Source organism: Tepidiforma sp. (genome assembly GCF_026419595.1).
GTDB lineage: Bacteria > Chloroflexota > Dehalococcoidia > Tepidiformales > Tepidiformaceae > Tepidiforma.
The window spans coordinates 1-16,100 of record NZ_JANZZD010000040.1; the positions used below are offsets into that span (position 1 = coordinate 1).

Below are 16,100 nucleotides of genomic sequence, written 5' to 3' on the forward strand. Positions count from 1 at the left end.
CGGCTATGCCGCATGGCTGCCGGACGACTGGCGCCTGGTGGTCCTGGTGGACCTTGACCAAGACGATTGCATGGCCCTCAAGGGCCACTTAGAAGAAGTTGCTTGGCGCGCTGGACTGACGACACGAACACGGTCAGAGGGCTCGCCATGGCGGCTCGTCAACCGCATCGCCATCGAGGAACTCGAGGCCTGGTACTTCGGCGACTGGGCGGCGGTGTGCTCGGCATACCCGCGAGTGCCGGCCAACGTACCGTCCCGGCAGCCTTTCCGTGACCCGGACGGGGTCCGCGGTGGTACTTGGGAAGCGTTCGAACGCGAGATGCGGAGGTGCGGATATTTCAAGGGTGGGCTCTCAAAAATTGAGGCGGCTCGTGAGATCGGGACGCACGTCAATCCGACGCGAAGCTCCTCGCGGAGTTTCAGAACCTTTTGGAACGCCATTGCCGAGGCGTTCTCTTGACATGCTCGAGTAAGCGAAGATGGACCGCGTGAGCCTTCCGTTCACCGAATCCGTCGTCGAGCAGGCCGCCCTGGCCTGGCTGGAAGCCATCGGCTGGCAGATTGTGCGCGGCCCGGACATCGCGCCGGGCGCATCGGCGGCGGAGCGAGCCAGCTATGAGGAGGTGCTGCTGGCGCCGCGCCTGCGCGATGCGCTGGCGCGGCTCAATCCCACGTTGCCCGCCGAGGCGCTGGAGGATGCCTTCCGCAAGCTTACCCGACCCGAGGGAGCGGATCTCCTCCAGCGCAACTGCGCGCTGCACCGGATGCTTGTCGATGGGGTCACCGTCGAATATCGCACCGCGGATGGCGCCGTCCGCGGCGGGCAGGCGCGGGTCATCGACTTCGACGACCCGGCGAACAACGACTGGCTTGCCGTGAACCAGTTCACGGTAGTGGAGAACAAGCACGAACGGCGGCCGGATGTGGTGCTCTTCGTCAATGGGCTGCCGCTCGTAGTAATCGAGCTGAAAAACGCGATCGACGAGGAGGCGACCATCTGGACGGCCTGGCAGCAGCTCCAAACGTACCAGGCCGAAGTCCCATCGCTCTTCGCCACCAATGGCGTGCTCGTCGTCTCCGACGGCGTCGAGGCGCGGGTCGGCGTGGTTGGCGCGGGGCGCGAGTGGTTCAAGCCCTGGCGCACGATCGAGGGCGAGCGGCTGGCCGACAGCCGCATGCCCGGGCTGCAGGTGGTCATCGAGGGGCTGTTCGACAGGCGGCGCTTCCTGGACCTGGTGCGGGATTTCATCGTCTTTGAGGACGACGGCAGCGGGCGCCTGGTCAAGAAGATGGCGGGCTACCACCAGTTCCACGCCGTGCTGGTGGCGGTGGAGGAAACGCTGCGCGCGGCGGAGCTGGCGCGGGCGCACCGCGCCGCGGAAGAGGTCGGCCGCTACGAGGCGGGCCGCAAGCCTGGCGGCCGGCCGGGCGATCGGCGCATCGGGGTTATCTGGCACACGCAAGGTTCAGGCAAGAGCCTCACGATGGCCTTCTACGCGGGCCGGGTCATCAGGGAGCCCGCGATGGAGAACCCGACCATCGTTGTCCTTACTGACCGCAACGACCTCGACGACCAGCTCTTCGCTACCTTCTCACGCTGCCAGGACCTTTTGCGCCAGCCACCGGTGCAGGCGCAAAGCCGCGCTGACCTGCGGCGATTGCTCTCGGTGCAGTCTGGCGGCGTGGTGTTCACCACCATCCACAAGTTCTTCCCCGAGGCGAGGGGCGACCGCCACCCGACCCTCTCCGACCGCCGCAATATCGTCGTCATCGCCGATGAAGCGCACCGCAGCCAGTACGACTTCATCGACGGCTTCGCGCGGCACATGCGCGACGCGCTGCCGCACGCCTCGTTCATCGGCTTCACCGGGACGCCGATCGAGCTCTCGGATAAGAGCACGCGCGCCGTCTTTGGCGACTACATCAGCATCTACGACATCCAACGAGCGATCGAAGATGGTGCGACGGTTCCGATTTACTACGAGAGCCGGCTCGCACGGCTCGACCTGCCTGCCGAACTCAAGCCGCAGATCGACGAAGACTTCGAGGAAGTCACCGAGGGGGAGGAGGTCGAGCGCAAGGAGAAGCTGAAGACGAAATGGGCCCAGCTGGAAGCGATCGTCGGTGCGGAGAAGCGCCTCAAGCTCGTGGCGCAGGACATCGTCGAGCATTTCGAGAAGCGGCTGGAGGCGCTCGAAGGCAAGGCGATGGTCGTCTGCATGAGCCGTCGGATCTGTGTCGAGCTGTACGGGGAGATCGTCAAGCTGCGCCCCAGTTGGCACGACGACGACGACACCGGCGGCGTGGTCAAAGTCGTGATGACCGGTTCCGCTTCGGACCCGCTGGACTGGCAGCCGCACATCCGGAACAAGCCGCGCCGCGAGGCACTCGCAAACCGCTTCCGCGATCCCCAGGACCCATTCAAGCTCGTCATCGTGCGCGACATGTGGCTCACCGGGTTCGATGCGCCGCCGCTGCACACGATGTACATCGACAAGCCGATGCGCGGTCATGGCCTGATGCAGGCGATCACGCGGGTGAACCGCGTCTTTCGCGACAAGCCGGGCGGGCTGGTGGTGGACTACATCGGCCTGGCTCACGAGCTCAAGGCTGCGCTCGCGACCTACACCGAGAGCGGCGGCACCGGCCAGGCGGCATTCGACAGGCAGGAAGCCGTGAACGTCATGCTCGAGAAATACGAGGTGTGCCGCGACCTGTTCCACGGGTTCGATTGGTCGGCGTGGGTATCCGGCACACCGGGTCAGCGGCTGAGCCTGCTGCCCGCTGCCCAAGAGCACGTCCTGGCGCAGGAAAACGGCAAGGTGCGCTTGATTCGCGCCGTTCGGGAGCTGTCGCAGGCGTTCGCCCTGGCGGTGCCGCACGACGAGGCGCTTCGTATCCGTGATGACGTATCCTTCTTCCAGGCCGTACAGGCGGCGCTCACCAAACGCGCACCCGGTGAAGCGCGGCCAGAAGCGGAGCTTGACCAGGCCATTCGGGAAATCGTATCTCGGGCCGTCGCGCCTGAAGGCGTGGTTGACATGTTTTCCGCCGCCGGCCTTGCAAAACCGGACATTTCGATCCTTTCCGAGGAATTTCTCGCCGAGGTTCGGGGCATGCCGCAGAAGAACCTCGCGGTCGAGCTTCTGCGGAAGCTCTTGAAGGGTGAGATAGCGACCCGGCGGCGCAAGAACGTCGTCCAGGCTCGTTCGTTTGCCGAGATGCTGGAGCAGAGCATCCGGCGCTATCAAAATCGGGCGATCGAGGCGGCGCAGGTCATCGAGGAGCTCATTGCCCTCGCCCGCGACATGCGCGAGGCAGATGCACGCGGCGAGGCGTTGGGGCTGAGCGACGAGGAACTCGCCTTTTACGATGCGCTGGAGACCAACGACAGTGCCGTCAAGGTGCTGGGGGACGAGACACTGCGCGCTATCGCTCGCGAATTGGTCCGAACCGTGCGCGAGAACGTCACCATCGACTGGACGCAGCGCGAAAACGTGCGGGCGCAACTCCGAGTGCACGTGAAACGCGTCCTGCGCAAGTACGGCTACCCGCCCGACAAGCAGGCAAGGGCGACGGACACCGTGCTGGAACAGGCGGAAGTTCTGTCGGGCGAGTGGGCCACTGCGGCCTGACCGCGTCACCACCTGGCGCCTTCGCCGCGGCATCATAGAGGCCGCACCCACTCACCCACCCGGCGGAGGCCCACCATGCGCGGCAGCATCCAGCGGCGCGGCAACCTCACCTGGCGCATCTCGATCGAGCTCGACCGCGACCCGCTGACCGGGCGCCGGCGGCGCCGCTCCGAAACGTTCCACGGCACGAAGCGGGACGCGGAGGCCAGGCTCGCCCGGCTCATCCACGAGCACGAAACCGGCCTCGCCGTCGACCCGAGCCGCATCACCGTCGCCGAGTGGCTCCGCCAGTGGCTCGCCCAGCGCGCGCCGCAGCTCCGGCCGACGACGCTCGAGCGCTACGAGGAGGTCGTCCGTCTCCACCTGATCCCGGCACTCGGGCGGTTCCAGCTGCAGGCGCTCCGGCCCATGCAGGTGCAAAGCCTGTACGGGCGCTGGCTGGCCCAGGGCATCGCGCCGCTCACCATCCGGAAATACCACCAGGTCCTGCATAAGGCCCTCGAGGACGCGTGCAGGCTCCAGGTCATCGCGCGGAACCCGGCGGCCTATGCCGAACTCCCCCAGCCCCGGCCGGCCCGGAAGGTCGGGCCGCTGCGCCCCGAGGAGGTCGGCGCCGTCGTCGCAGCCCTGGAGGACGAGCCGGCCGTCTACCGTGCGGCAGGGATGCTCTTTCTCTCCACGGGGATGCGGCGGGGCGAGGCGCTCGGGCTGCAGTGGGACGACGTGGACCTGAGCGCCGGCACCATCGCGGTCCGGCGGGCTCGCCTGCGGACGGCGAAGGGTGAAATCGTCGGTTCGCCGAAGACGGCCTCCGGGAACCGGGTCATCCCCATCCACCCGGCGCTGCACGAAGAGCTGGCGGCGTGGCGGAAACGCCAGCTCGAGGAGCGGCTGGCCAGCGGCCCGGCCTGGAGGGGCGCGGAGTGGGTCCTGGCGCGGGCGAGCGGCCCGGTTTCGCCGTGGGCGCTGAGCACGTGGTGGGCCGGATTCGCAAAACGGACGGGTGTCGAGGCGCGCCTGCACGACCTGCGTCACACGGCGGCGACACTGATGGCTGCCGCGGGGGTCCCGCCCCGGGTGCTGGCCGAGATGCTGGGGCACGCCCGGGCCTCGTTTACGCTGGACGTTTACGCCGGCTCACCCGGGCTCCGGGACCTCCGCGAAGCGGCCGAACAGCTCGGGGCTGCCATCGCGCGGGCAGCGCGTCCGCAGCCGGGCGCGTGATCGTCCGTAGCCAAACGGTAGCCAAATGTTGACCAGGCTGAACATTTGGCATGAAAAAGGACTGGACATTACGTCCAGTCCAGATTCGGTTTCCTGGCGGAGAGGGGGAGATTCGAACTCCCGGTGGGTTGCCCCACACCGCTTTTCGAGAGCGGCACCATAAACCACTCGGACACCTCTCCACCGCCAAGTCTACCAAGCCCTGCGGCTTCGAGGTATCTGCTGCTGTCACTGCCGCCGGCTGCCGGCCCGGGGCGCGCGCCTGCCGCCTCCCCGCCGCCCCGGCGCGCCTCCAGCCCCCGGCGCCGCCCCCTCAGTTCAGCCGGAACGTGTCCTCGTCGTCTTCGTCGTCGTCCAGCTCGTTGTCGCTGTACACGCCGGCCGGCGAGCCCCGCCACACCGTGACCACGAAGTCCTCCCGGTACGGGTCCGCCGTCATCACCAGCTGCTCATCCGTCGCGTCGATGAGCTGCTGGATGCGATCCTCGTTCGCATCGGCCGTCGTGCAGAGCGTCGCGTAGACGTTCGTGCCCTGGTAGTGCAGGTCGACCCGCCCGACGATGCTGCCGTCTTCGAAGATGGTGTACGACTCCGAGTGCGGAGTCCGGCATTCGCGTTCGAACGTAATCACAGCGGTCGCACCTGCCCTCTGCCGATGATGGTCCATTTGTAGCTCGTCAGCTCCCGGAGGCCCATCGGCCCCCGGGCGTGCATCTTTTGGGTCGAAATGCCGACCTCCGCGCCGAGGCCGAACTGCGCGCCGTCGGTGAACTGCGTGCTCGCGTTCACGTAGACCGCCGCCGAATCCACGACGTCGAGGAATTCGAGCGCGCGGGTGTAGTTCTCCGTCAGGATCGCGTCGCTGTGGTGGCTGCCGTACCGCTCGATGTGGTCCGTCGCCTCCTCCATCGTATCGACGATGCGCACGCCGACGCGCAGCGCGAGGTGCTCCGTGCGCCACGTCTGCTCCGTCGCCCGCTCGACCGGCGCGCCGGCCGCTTCGAGCAGCGGGTAGGCCCGCTCGTCCGCGATGAACGTCACCTTGCCTGCCCAGCGCGCCGCCATCCGCTGCAGGAACGGCGCGGCGATCGCCCGGTGCACCAGCAGCGTATCGACGGCGTTGCAGATGCTGTACCGCCGCGTTTTCGCGTTGTTCACCACCGTCTCGGCGAGGTCGAGGTCCGCGAACTCATCGACATAAATTTGGACGACGGCGTCGCCGTGGGCGATGACCGGCATCGTCGCCTTCCGCCGCACGTAATCGATGAGCTGCGACCCGCCGCGCGGCACGATGACGTCGACGAGGTCGTTCATCTCGAGCAGCTCATCGACGTGCGCCCGGTCCGGGTCGCTGATGACCTGCACCGCATCGGCGGGCACGGCGGAGCCGGCGAGCGCCCGCTGGATCAGTTCGCCGAGGGCCGCGTTCGAGTGGCGCGCCTCCTTGCCGCCGCGGAGGATGGCGGCGTTCCCGCTCTTCAGCGCGAGCGCGGCGATGTCGATGGTCACGTTCGGCCGCGATTCGTAGATGCACGCCACCACGCCGAGGGGCACCCGCCGCCGGCCGATCCAGAGGCCGTTCGGCAGCGTGCGCGAATCGAACACCTCGCCCACCGGGTCCGGCAGCTGCATCACGCCCCGCGTATCGGCGGCGATGCCCCGCAGCCGCTCCGGCGTGAGCGTCAGGCGCTCGACGAACGCATCCTCGAGGTTCGCCTCCTTCGCGGCCGCGAGGTCCTTCGCGTTCGCGGCCAGCACGGCCTCCTGCTCCTGTTCGAGGAGGGCCGCGATCCGCTCGAGCGCGGCGTTCTTCTCGGCCGTCGAAATCCGCGCCAGCACCCGGGAGGCCTGCCGCGCGGCCGTCGCCCGTTCCCGCAGAAGTGAAACTGTCGAAGTCATGGCCGACAGTGTAGCAGCCCCGGGGAAGCGTTCCCGCAGCCCCTGCGGCCGATCGTTCCCGCCCGCGTGCGCCATCCGCCCCGGCGCACACGGCCCGCGGCGGCATACACTGGAGGCATGACCAACGAAGCGCCGTCGTTCGAAACCCAACTCGCCGAAACCCTCCGCCGCGTCGCCCGCTGGGAGGCGCCGCCCGGCACCGGCATCCTCTCCGTCTACCTCGACTGGCGGCCCCAGGCCACGGGCGAGCGCCCCGGCGTCCGCTCCGGCGAAATCCACCTGAAGGACCGCCTCCGCGAAATCGAGGCCAGCCTCGGCGTCCGCGGCCCCGCGCTCGAATCCTTCCGCGCCGATGCCGACCGCGTCCACGCCGCGCTCGCGGAGGTCGACCCTGCCGCTGAGGGCGTCGCCATCTTCGCCTGCTCGGCCGCCGGCCTCTTCGAACGCATCGCCGCCCCGGCCGCCTTCGAAAACCAGGTCGTCTACGACCGCTACCCGCGCCTCTACCAGCTCGCGCGGTTCCTCGATGAGTACGAAACCGCCGTCGTCGCTGTCGCCGATACGAACACGCTCCGCCTCTTCGTCGTCCGCGGCGAACGGATCCGCGAAGTCCCGGGGAAGGACGAGGACCCCTACAACTACCAGATGCGCTCCACCTCCGGCATGAACGAGCACCGCTTCCGCCGCCACGTCGAGCAGCACCGGCGCGAGTTCGCCGAAGAGGCGGCGAAGCTCATCGAGCAGCTCTGCGACCGCGAAGGCGCGACCCGGCTCGTCATCGCCGGCGACGAAACCGCGCTCCACCTCCTCCAGCAGGCGCTGCCGCACCAGCTCACCGCCCGCGTCGCCGAGGGGCGGTTCCACATCGACATCCGCGCCGGCGCCGAGCACGTCCGCCGGGTCGTCGAAGAGTTCCTGCTGCAGACCGAAGACGACCAGTCGCAGGAGACGGCCGACATCCTCGTCGGCGAAATCGAAGAAGGCGACCTCGGCGTCGGGGGGCTGGAGCGCACCCGCGCCGCGCTCGAAGCCGGCGCCGCGGACGTCGTGGTCATCGATGATGCGTTCGAGCCGGCCGAGGCGCGCGACGAGCTGACGCAGCTGGCCGCCCGCACCGGCGCCCGCGTCGAAGTCGTCCGCGAGCATGCCGGCCTGCGCGCCCACGGCGGCGTCGGCGCCATCCTGCGCTACCGCTTCACCGGCTAGCGCGCTGCGCTGCCGCGGCGGCCCCGCGCGATGAGGTAGGCGAGCGGCCCGAACGAACCGGTCGCCAAGGTGAGGAGCACGAACGGCCAGGCGGCGATGCCGCGCTCCCGGGCGTCCCGCACCATCCAGCCGATGGTGATGAGCGCCATGATCACGAGGTCGGCGAAGACCTGCGCCGGCCCCCATTCGCTCAGCGCCGGCTCGAAGATCCCGCGGAGTCCGACCTGCACGAGGACTGCCGCGGTGAAGACGCCGAATGCCGCTGCGGCCGCGGCAGCCAGCCACGATACGAGGCGCGGGGCCATCGCGCTGCCTCCCGGGTGGAGATGCGCCCATCGTCGCCCGCGCCGTGCGCCGGCACGATGACGCGGCAGGTCATTGACACGGCTCCCGCTGCGCTGATGATGCCTCCATGGCCGCTCTCCCGGGCACCCCGGCCGGCGCCGCCGCGTTCGGCGCGGCGCTCCGCTCGTGGCGGCTCCGGAAGCGCTGCTCCCAGCTCGAGCTGGCGCTCGCGGCCGGCGTCTCGCAGCGCCACCTCAGCTACCTCGAGACCGGCCGCGCCCGGCCGGGTCCGGCCACCGTCCTCCGCCTCGCGGAAGCCCTCGACCTCCCCCTCGGCGCGGTCGATGAACTGCTCCTCGCGGCCGGGTACGCCCCGCGCTCGCCGTCGCGGCGCGCCGGCGCGGCGTCAGCTGCCTTCGTCTCGGAGGCCGTCGAGCTGGTCCTTCGCGGAGCCGAACCGAACCCGGCCGCGGCCGTCGACCCGGCGTGGAACGTGCTCGCCGCCAATGGGCCGTTCGCCGCGCTCGCCCGCCGCCTCCTCCCGCGGCAACCCGGCCTCGGGCCGCTCAACCTGCTCCGCGCTTTCTTCGACCCGGCGGGCCTCAGACCCCACATCGTCAACTGGACGGAGATCGCTGCCGCCAACTGGCAGCGGGCGCGCGCCGACGCTGCCGCGGCCTTCGAGACCGGCCCCGGGGACGTCCTCGCCGAGATCGAGCGCTGCGGCTGGCTGCCGCCGGCGGTCGCCGCCGCCGGCCCCCCGGTCGTCCCGGTCCTCCCCGTCGTGCTGCGGGTCGAGGGGCGCGAGCTGTCGTTCGTGACCGTCGTATCGACCTTCGGAACGCCGCAGGACGCGCTCCTCGAGCGCGTCCGGTTCGAAACGTTCTACCCGGCGAACCGGGCGACGGCGGCCGCGCTTGCGGGCCTCGGCGCGGAGTGAGGCCGTCCCTCAGCGCGCGGCCGCGCCGAGCGCCCGGCGCACGTCGGCCGCGCCGCCCGCGATGAACGGCCGCGCGGCGACGCCCCGGCGCTCGAGGTAGCTGGCGGCCATCGCGGCCCGCTGGCCGCTGGCGCAGCTCACCAGCACCGGGCCGTCGATCTCCTTCGCCCACTCCGGCAGCACATCGAACGGCAGCGGCCGCGCGCCCGGCACCGGCTCGTCGCGCAGCTCCTGCGCGTAGCGCACGTCGAGCACCGGCACCCGGCCGCTCCGGAGCGCCTCCGCGATTTCCTCAGCGCTCACGGTCTCGGTCCGGGCGCTCAGCGGCAGCTCGGCCGCCGGCGCATACCCGACCACGTGCTCGTAGCCGATGCGGAAGAGGTCGACCGTCACCCGCTCTGCCTGCAGCCGGTCATAGGTCACGAGCGCGATCGGCGCGTCGAAGGGGATGAGCCAGCCGACGTAGGCGAGCATCGAGGTGCTCTCTTCGATCTCGAGCGACCCCGGCAGGTGGCCGGCCGCGTAGTCTTCGCGGCGGCGGACGTCGATGACCCAGGTGTCGCCGCCGAGGCCGAGCAGCACCGCCTCGCTCAGCGGCCGCGGCCGGGGCGGCTCGCCGTACACCTTCGGCCCCTTCCGGTTGATCGGGGCCATGTACTTGTAGTAGCCCGGGATCGGCATCTCCGTCGCCAGGTGGAGCGCCCGGAACTCCTCATAGCTCTTCGAAGCGAGCGCCGGGTTCCGCAGCAGCTCGGCCGCCATCGGCCCGCAGCGGCCGAGGTCGGTGCCCGTTGCGCTGCAGAAGGAGCCCGCGCCGTGGGTGGGCAGCACATCGGCGCTGGCCGGCACCAGCCGGCGCAGCTTCTGCGCCGTCTCCCACTGGAGGCGGGTGAGCTCTTCGGTGTGGTCCGGCCCCAGCAGGTCCGTCCGCCCGGCTGCCGCCATGAGCAGCGCGCCGCCGGTGAAGGCGCCCCGCACCTCGCCCGAAGGCGTGACGCCGAGGTAGGCGAGGTGCTCGTAGGTGTGGCCCGGCGCGGCCGTCACCAGCAGCTTCGCATCGCCCACCGCGATGACGTCGCCGTCGGCGACCGGCCGGTGGGGGAATTCGAGCCTGCCGGCAGCCGGGGCGACGACCTCCGCGCCGAGGGCCGCCAGCTCCCGGCCGCCCGAGACGTAGTCGTTGTGGACGTGCGTCTCCACGACGTACCGGATCTCCGCCCCGTGCTCCCGCGCCGCCTTCACGAACGGCCGGATGTCCCGCTGCGGGTCGATGACGGCAGCCTCCCGCCCCGACACCACGAGGTACGACGCGTCGCCGAGCGCCTCGGCCACGAACTGGATCGTTTTCATGCTTGCCCTCCCGGGGTCACGCCCATCAGCGCAGCTTCACGCGCAACCTGTCGCCGGATGCCGCCGCAGACGATGCCGCACAGCTCGGCCACGCTCGGGTCGATGACCCGGTAGTAGGCCATCGTCCCCTCCGCCCGGCGGCGCACGATGCGCGCGTCGTGGAGGAGCCGGAGGTGCTTGCTGACGTTCGCCTGCGAACAGCCCGCCGCCGCCGCGATTTCGCCGACGGGCGCTTCGCCCTCTTGCGCGAGGAAGCGGAGGATGCGCAGCCGCGTCGCATCGCCCAGCAGGCGGAAGCGCGTCGCAGCTTCGTCGAGCAGCGGGTCCGGCAGGTCGCGCATGACCGTTACTCTATAACCATGTACTCATGAATGCAAGCATTGCGGCCGCGCCCGCACTCCTCCACGATCGCCCAACCCCCACCCCCGGAGTGCTGCCGTGTCCGATGTCCTGCTCGAACGCCGCGACGGCGTCGCCCTCGTCACCCTCAACCGGCCCGAGACGCTGAACGCGATGGGGGGCGACCTCGTGCCCCGCCTCGCCGAGGCGCTCGCCGACTGCGAAGCCGACCCCGCCGTCCGCTGCGTCGCCATCACCGGCGCCGGCCGCGCGTTCTGCGCCGGGGGCGACATCCGCGGCATGCAGGAGCGGAACGACCGCATGGCGGCCGCCGCCGCGAGCGAGGGTCCCGGCGCCGTCATCGCCGAGCTCGACCGGCTCGTCGCCGAGCTGCGCGACCGCCACCGCGCGATCACGCTCCGCATCCACCGGATGCCGAAGCCCGTCGTCGCGCTCGTCAACGGCCCGGCCGTCGGCGCCGGCTTCAGCATCGCGCTCGCGTGCGATATCCGGCTCGCCTCCGACCGCGCCCGCTTCGGGGCCGCCTTCCGCAACGTCGGCCTCCCGGGCGATTTCGGCGGCTCCTACTTCCTTCAGCGGCTCTGCGGCGCCGGCATCGCCCGGGAGCTCTACTTCACGGCCGACATCATCGATGCCGCCCGCGCGCTCGAGCTCCGCATCGCCAACCGCGTCATCCCCCACGACGAGCTGCTGACCGAAGGGCTCGTCTTCTGCGCCCGGCTGGCGGCAGGCCCGACCGCCGCCTACGCCCGGATGAAGGAGAACCTCGCCTTCGCCGAGACCGCCACGCTCGAACAGCTGCTCGACCAGGAGGCGCTCCACATGCGCATCGCCGGCTTCTCCGCCGATTCGCGCGAGGCCGTCGCCGCCTTCCTCGAAAAGCGCGAGCCCCGCTTCGCCGGCCGCTGACGGGAAGCGCCCCCGCGGCGCTCACACGAGGTGGATGACCTCCAGCCCGCCCCACTGCCGGGCGAAGTACTCGGCCGCGAGCCGCCGGTGGCAGCGCTCCGGCGTCGCCTCGCTGCAGAGCAGCACCGCGCCGTCGATGAGCTCCCGCGGCACCCGCTCCTCCACGCGCCGCGCCGCGAGCAGCGCGAGGTACTCGCGTTCGTACCATGCCCAGCCGCGCTTCCCCTTCCGGTAGCCGTCCAGCAGCTCCGGCGTCGGCGCGAGCAGCGGCTCTTCGGCGTACGCCATCCCGCAGATCGCCTCGAGGAAGTAGGCGAGGTCGTCCCGCTTGGCGAACCCGGCCAGCTGCGAAACGTTGTGCAGCCGGACATCGACGAGCCGCTGCGCGCCGCTCGCCTGCAGCAGCCCGAAGAACTCCCGCGCCGACTTCTTCGTGAACCCGATGGTGGCGACGCGCATGGCAGCGGGAGTGTACTCCCCCGCCCTCTGCTACAGTTCCCCCGCCAAATTCTTTGCCTCCTGCGAAAGGAACCTCCCATGCTGCCCCTCGAAGGGAAGACCGCCATCGTCACCGGCGGCGCCCGCGGCATCGGCGCCGGCATCGCCGCCGTCATGGCCCGCCAGGGCGCCCGCGTCGCCATCCTCGACCTCGACGGCGAACAGGCCGCCGCCACCGCCGCTGCTCTCCCGACCCCCGGCCTCGGCCTCGCCTGCGACGTCATCGTCGAGCCCGACCTGCAGTCCGCCGTCCGCCGTGTCGCCGACGAGTTCGGCGGGCTCGACATCATGGTCAACAACGCCGGCGCCGGCCGCGGCCCTATCGACCTCGCGGCGATCGGCTCGGTGCCCGCCGCCGGCGGCCGGGTCGAGAACATGCCGCCCGAAGCGTGGGACGAGCAGCTCGCCCAGAACCTCCGCAGCACCTTCCTCGGCACGAAGGCCGCCCTCCCCTACCTGAAGCAGCGCGGCGGCGGCGCCATCGTCAACATCGCCAGCATCGCCGGGCTCCAGGCGGCGCCCACGCTCCCCGCCTACGCCGCCGCCAAGGCGGGCGTCATTTCGCTCACCAAGAGCTGCGCGCTCGAATACGCCCCGTTCGATATCCGCGTGAACGCCATCTGTCCCGGCTTCCTCTGGACCCGCGCCTGGGAGGGCATGGCGACGATGATGCAGCGCACCGTGCCCCAGTTCGCCGGCAAGACCCCGCGCGAGGTCTTCCTCGAAGTCGTGAAGAACGGCGTACCCCTCGGCCGCGAACAGACGCCCGAGGATATCGGCGAACTCGCCGCCTTCCTCGCCAGCCCGGCGGCCCGCAACATCACCGGCCAGGCCATCTCCGTCGACGGCGGCATCACGCTCCGCTAGCGGGGAACCGGGAAGCGGGAGGCGGGAAGCGGGAAGCGGGAAGGGGGAACCGGGAACGGGGAAGCGGGAGGAAGGGTAACCTCCGGCCTCCAACCGTCGCTGCGGGGCTCCGTCCCCGCGGGGCGCCATGCGCCCAACGGGTGTTCCGGGAGGCGGGAGCCGGGAAGTGGGAACCGGGAGGATGCGAGCGCCCGGGTGGGCCTCCCGGCCCTCCGCGGGCACGGAGGCCCGCGACTACGGTTGGAGGTTGGAGGTTGGAGGTTGGAGGTCACCCTTCCTCCCGGCTCCCGGTTCCCGTCTCCCGTCTCCCGCCTCCCGCGCCGGCGCGGAGCGCCGGCATCCCGCGGCGATGCCGCCGGCCGGCGGCGAGCCATCCCGCGGCGGCGCCAGCCGCTGCCTCCCCTACCCCTCCGCTGTCACGTTCGGCGCAATCGCCCGCCGCGGCAGGAACGGGTTCGACGACGGCTGCGCTCCGCCCCCGACCGCCGTCGGGGTTGCCGTCGGCGCCATCGTCGGCGTCGCCTGCGGCCCGCCCGAGCCCGGCGGAAGGGTCGGCGAGCCCCCCGATGGCGGCGGCGACGGGCTCGCCGGCGGCGGGCTCGCCGGCGGCCGGGTCGGCGTCGGCGTGGGGGACGGCTGCGGCGGCGGCTGCGTATCCCACGCCTGCCCCGAGTCGTCGACATTGCCGAACACGACCGACCAGTAGCCGCCGGCGCGCCCGATCCCGGCGACCACCCACATCGCCCGCAGCATGTTCTCGCGGTGGCCGTAGGGCGAATTCACGAAGAGGTTGAACGCCTGCTGCGCGCTGCCCGCGATGGCGAGGTTTTCGCCCGCGCCCGAGCTCGCATAGCCGCAATCCCGCACGCGCTGGAACGGGCTCCGGCCGAGGCTGTCCGTATGGTCGAAGTACCCTTTCGCGGCCATGTCTTCGGACATCCACGCCGCCGCCCGCGAGAGGTTCGGCGAGGGCTTCAGCGGCGCGACGCCGTTCTGCGCCCGGAACTCGTTGATGAGCCGCAGCAGCTCCTGCTCCGCCGCATCGAGCGCCTGCGTCGAGGTCGAGCAGTTCGTCAGCGCGTGCGCCGGGGTCGAACCGCCGCCGAGGCTCCAGCTCAGCACCGCCCCGGCGAGCAGCAGCGGCCCGGCCGCCGCGAACAGGAGTCGTCGCATCCTCACCCCCGGCCGGCGGGGAAGCCGGCGCCATCGCGGTGTCGCCTCCACCCTAGCGCCCGCCCCGCGAACGCGGAACCCTCGCCGCGCCGCCGCTCTAACGCTTTACCAACAATTTACAGGTGCGCCGCCGCATGCCGCCTCCTCCGCTGTTTGCACTCCTGCAAATAGCCGCCCTCACTATTCTCAGTTCCGCCCGTTTCTGCAAATAACGGGCTAGCGCCGCCGCCGGCCGACGCCCGTCATCGCGACCAGCGCGCCGAACAGGAACCCGCCGATGTGCGCGAACCACGCGACGCCCCCGCCCGTCGAGGCCGTATCGACGATCGTGGCGTAGCCCGCGAACAGGTTCTGCAGGAACCACAGCCCGATCATCAGGAACGCCGGCACCGGCAGCGGGATGAAGATGAGGATGAAGAACGGGATGACGACGTGCACCGTCGACCGCGGGAACCAGATGAGGTAGGCCCCCAGCACGCCCGCGACCGCGCCGCTCGCGCCCACCACCGGCACCACGCTCGACGGGTCCATCAGCCCCTGCGCCAGCGACGCCGCGATGCCCGAGGCGAGGTAGAAGACGAGGAATCCCGCATGCCCCAGCCGGTCCTCGATGTTGTCCGCGAATACCCACAGGAACAGCATGTTGCCGAGGATGTGCAGCCAGCCGCCATGGATGAACAGCGCCGTGACGATCGCGAAGAGCGCTTCCCAGCGGGCCGCGCCGGTGAGCCCGGATTGCCCCCGCAGCGTGTCGAAGAACTCCTTCGGCTGGAACCCCCACCGGCAGATGAACTCGTTCAGGTCGTTCGGCGGAGCGCGGAAGCCGTAGCACACCCCCGCCGTCTGCTCGGCGAACCGCTGCGTCGCCGCGCTCGTCGCCCGCGGCACCGTCGCGTCCATCCCCAGCATCGCGACGAAGACGGCGACGTTCGCGAGCAGGATGGCGTAGGTCACCCAGGGCGTCGAATGCCGGCGCGTGCTGTCGCCGACCGGGATCACGCGAGCCCATCCAGGTGGGCGGAATCGTTCATCCGCACCACCGTCAGCCGCCCGCCGTGCGCTTCGACCTCGAACAGGGCGCAGTGCCGGACGTCGAACCGGAAGACGTGGGTTTCCGGCATTCCGAGCACCATCGAAAGCATGCAGTTGAGCGCCGTACCGTGCCCGACGACGAGCACCGTCTCGCCGGCGTGCGCGGCGGCGATGTCCTGCAGTGCGGCGAACGTCCGCGCCCGCACGCCGGCGGTCGTTTCGCCGCCCGGCGGCTGCCAGGCCGGGTCTTCGGCTTCCATCTGCGCGAAGCGGACCGGGTCGCGCCGGCGGACGTCGGCCTCGCGCTCCAGCTCCCACGCGCCGTAGTGCCGCTCGCGGAGGTCTGCCCGCTGGACGGTCGCGATGGCCCGCTCGCCGAGCGCCAGCCGGGCCGTTTCGACCGCCCGCGAAAGGTCCGACGTGTAGCAGGCATCGATGCCGAGGCGCGCGAGCCGGGCGCCGAGCGCGCGGGCCTGGGCTTCGCCGAGCGGCGTCAGCCGCGTCTCGCTGTGCCCGCAGAAGCGCTCCTCGACGTTCGCGACGGTTTGCCCGTGCCGGGCGAGCAGGATGCGCGTCGGCCGTGCCATGGCCCTACAGGGTAGAGCGCCGCCGCGGCACAGGGGAACCGGGCGGGGCGGGCCCCGCCCGCCCCCGCCGCCCCCGCGGGATGCCGCGGGCTCAGCCGCCCGCGGCGCGGGGTGGCTCGCCGCCTGCCGGCGGCT

The 16,100-nt window shown here is 70.9% G+C and carries 16 protein-coding genes and 1 tRNA gene; 7 read left to right on the forward strand and 10 right to left on the reverse strand.

From position 1 onward, the window contains the following. The 3 genes from N2041_RS13580 to N2041_RS13590 all read left to right on the forward strand — a co-directional run. A partial coding sequence (locus N2041_RS13580; RefSeq protein ID WP_297679118.1) for a DUF4276 family protein occupies positions 1 to 460 on the forward strand: 460 nt, incomplete at its 5' end. 19 nt (positions 461 to 479) lie between these two features. Beyond that, the gene (locus tag N2041_RS13585; RefSeq protein ID WP_297679119.1) at positions 480 to 3,635 is read left to right on the forward strand and encodes a type I restriction endonuclease subunit R; all 3,156 of its coding nucleotides are present in this window, start codon (positions 480 to 482) and stop codon (positions 3,633 to 3,635) included. A gap of 75 nt (positions 3,636 to 3,710) precedes the next feature. Next, the gene (locus tag N2041_RS13590) at positions 3,711 to 4,859 is read left to right on the forward strand and encodes a site-specific integrase (RefSeq protein WP_297679120.1); all 1,149 of its coding nucleotides are present in this window, start codon (positions 3,711 to 3,713) and stop codon (positions 4,857 to 4,859) included. Positions 4,860 to 4,953: 94 nt separating this feature from the next. Here N2041_RS13590 and N2041_RS13595 read toward each other — a convergent pair. The 3 genes from N2041_RS13595 to N2041_RS13605 form a co-directional block, all read right to left on the reverse strand. Beyond that, a tRNA-Ser gene (locus tag N2041_RS13595) sits at positions 4,954 to 5,041 on the reverse strand. 131 nt (positions 5,042 to 5,172) lie between these two features. After that, positions 5,173 to 5,490, reverse strand: coding sequence for a hypothetical protein (locus N2041_RS13600; protein WP_270055428.1), 318 nt, complete (start codon positions 5,488 to 5,490; stop codon positions 5,173 to 5,175). Beyond that, positions 5,487 to 6,758 (reverse strand): glutamate-5-semialdehyde dehydrogenase, encoded by a 1,272-nt coding sequence (locus N2041_RS13605; RefSeq protein ID WP_297679121.1) that lies wholly within the window; start codon positions 6,756 to 6,758, stop codon positions 5,487 to 5,489. Before N2041_RS13605 ends, N2041_RS13600 begins: the two co-directional genes overlap by 4 nt. Positions 6,759 to 6,875: 117 nt before the next feature. On the opposite strand from N2041_RS13605, the gene N2041_RS13610 reads away from it, so the two are divergent. Then, on the forward strand, positions 6,876 to 7,964 hold the full coding sequence (locus N2041_RS13610; protein WP_297679122.1) for a hypothetical protein: 1,089 nt from the start codon (positions 6,876 to 6,878) through the stop codon (positions 7,962 to 7,964). Here N2041_RS13610 and N2041_RS13615 read toward each other — a convergent pair. Continuing rightward, entirely contained in the window at positions 7,961 to 8,269 is a 309-nt protein-coding gene (locus N2041_RS13615) for an abscisic acid-deficient protein Aba4 family protein (protein WP_297679123.1), read from the reverse strand. The two genes, N2041_RS13610 and N2041_RS13615, sit on opposite strands and share 4 nt — an antisense overlap. 107 nt (positions 8,270 to 8,376) lie before the next feature. On the opposite strand from N2041_RS13615, the gene N2041_RS13620 reads away from it, so the two are divergent. Next, on the forward strand, positions 8,377 to 9,189 hold the full coding sequence (locus tag N2041_RS13620) for a helix-turn-helix domain-containing protein (RefSeq protein WP_297679124.1): 813 nt from the start codon (positions 8,377 to 8,379) through the stop codon (positions 9,187 to 9,189). A 9-nt stretch (positions 9,190 to 9,198) separates the two neighbouring features. Here the strand turns inward: N2041_RS13620 and N2041_RS13625 are convergent, their stop codons facing one another. After that, complete coding sequence (locus tag N2041_RS13625; protein WP_297679125.1) at positions 9,199 to 10,539, reverse strand: MBL fold metallo-hydrolase; 1,341 nt, start codon at positions 10,537 to 10,539, stop codon at positions 9,199 to 9,201. Then, positions 10,536 to 10,880: a helix-turn-helix transcriptional regulator gene (locus N2041_RS13630; protein ID WP_297679126.1), complete on the reverse strand. Its 345-nt coding sequence runs from the start codon at positions 10,878 to 10,880 to the stop codon at positions 10,536 to 10,538. Before N2041_RS13630 ends, N2041_RS13625 begins: the two co-directional genes overlap by 4 nt. A 97-nt stretch (positions 10,881 to 10,977) precedes the next feature. On the opposite strand from N2041_RS13630, the gene N2041_RS13635 reads away from it, so the two are divergent. Beyond that, entirely contained in the window at positions 10,978 to 11,808 is an 831-nt protein-coding gene (locus N2041_RS13635; RefSeq protein WP_297679127.1) for an enoyl-CoA hydratase-related protein, read from the forward strand. A gap of 21 nt (positions 11,809 to 11,829) precedes the next feature. Here N2041_RS13635 and N2041_RS13640 read toward each other — a convergent pair whose 3' ends face one another. After that, the gene (locus tag N2041_RS13640) at positions 11,830 to 12,267 is read right to left on the reverse strand and encodes a DUF488 family protein (RefSeq protein WP_297679128.1); all 438 of its coding nucleotides are present in this window, start codon (positions 12,265 to 12,267) and stop codon (positions 11,830 to 11,832) included. Positions 12,268 to 12,345: 78 nt separating this feature from the next. Between N2041_RS13640 and N2041_RS13645 the strand changes: the two genes are divergently transcribed. Beyond that, positions 12,346 to 13,173, forward strand: coding sequence for an SDR family NAD(P)-dependent oxidoreductase (locus N2041_RS13645; RefSeq protein ID WP_297679129.1), 828 nt, complete (start codon positions 12,346 to 12,348; stop codon positions 13,171 to 13,173). A 402-nt stretch (positions 13,174 to 13,575) separates the two neighbouring features. Here N2041_RS13645 and N2041_RS13650 read toward each other — a convergent pair whose 3' ends face one another. From N2041_RS13650 to N2041_RS13660, 3 genes are all read right to left on the reverse strand, one after another. After that, the gene (locus N2041_RS13650) at positions 13,576 to 14,346 is read right to left on the reverse strand and encodes a CAP domain-containing protein (RefSeq protein ID WP_297679130.1); all 771 of its coding nucleotides are present in this window, start codon (positions 14,344 to 14,346) and stop codon (positions 13,576 to 13,578) included. Positions 14,347 to 14,562: 216 nt separating this feature from the next. Further along, entirely contained in the window at positions 14,563 to 15,345 is a 783-nt protein-coding gene (locus tag N2041_RS13655) for a rhomboid family intramembrane serine protease (protein ID WP_297679131.1), read from the reverse strand. Further along, on the reverse strand, positions 15,342 to 15,965 hold the full coding sequence (locus N2041_RS13660) for a histidine phosphatase family protein (RefSeq protein WP_297679132.1): 624 nt from the start codon (positions 15,963 to 15,965) through the stop codon (positions 15,342 to 15,344). Before N2041_RS13660 ends, N2041_RS13655 begins: the two co-directional genes overlap by 4 nt. Between the last annotated feature and the right edge of the window lie 135 nt (positions 15,966 to 16,100).

Excerpts from the sequence above, each read along its gene's own strand:
- N2041_RS13585 (WP_297679119.1), top strand. The coding sequence starts at position 480 with ATGGACCGCGTGAGCCTTCCGTTCACCGAATCCGTCGTCGAGCAGGCC.
- N2041_RS13590 (WP_297679120.1), top strand. The coding sequence starts at position 3,711 with ATGCGCGGCAGCATCCAGCGGCGCGGCAACCTCACCTGGCGCATCTCG.
- N2041_RS13605 (WP_297679121.1), bottom strand. The coding sequence starts at position 6,758 with ATGACTTCGACAGTTTCACTTCTGCGGGAACGGGCGACGGCCGCGCGG.
- N2041_RS13610 (WP_297679122.1), top strand. The coding sequence starts at position 6,876 with ATGACCAACGAAGCGCCGTCGTTCGAAACCCAACTCGCCGAAACCCTC.
- N2041_RS13615 (WP_297679123.1), bottom strand. The coding sequence starts at position 8,269 with ATGGCCCCGCGCCTCGTATCGTGGCTGGCTGCCGCGGCCGCAGCGGCA.
- N2041_RS13620 (WP_297679124.1), top strand. The coding sequence starts at position 8,377 with ATGGCCGCTCTCCCGGGCACCCCGGCCGGCGCCGCCGCGTTCGGCGCG.
- N2041_RS13625 (WP_297679125.1), bottom strand. The coding sequence starts at position 10,539 with ATGAAAACGATCCAGTTCGTGGCCGAGGCGCTCGGCGACGCGTCGTAC.
- N2041_RS13630 (WP_297679126.1), bottom strand. The coding sequence starts at position 10,880 with ATGCGCGACCTGCCGGACCCGCTGCTCGACGAAGCTGCGACGCGCTTC.
- N2041_RS13640 (WP_297679128.1), bottom strand. The coding sequence starts at position 12,267 with ATGCGCGTCGCCACCATCGGGTTCACGAAGAAGTCGGCGCGGGAGTTC.
- N2041_RS13645 (WP_297679129.1), top strand. The coding sequence starts at position 12,346 with ATGCTGCCCCTCGAAGGGAAGACCGCCATCGTCACCGGCGGCGCCCGC.
- N2041_RS13650 (WP_297679130.1), bottom strand. The coding sequence starts at position 14,346 with ATGCGACGACTCCTGTTCGCGGCGGCCGGGCCGCTGCTGCTCGCCGGG.
- N2041_RS13660 (WP_297679132.1), bottom strand. The coding sequence starts at position 15,965 with ATGGCACGGCCGACGCGCATCCTGCTCGCCCGGCACGGGCAAACCGTC.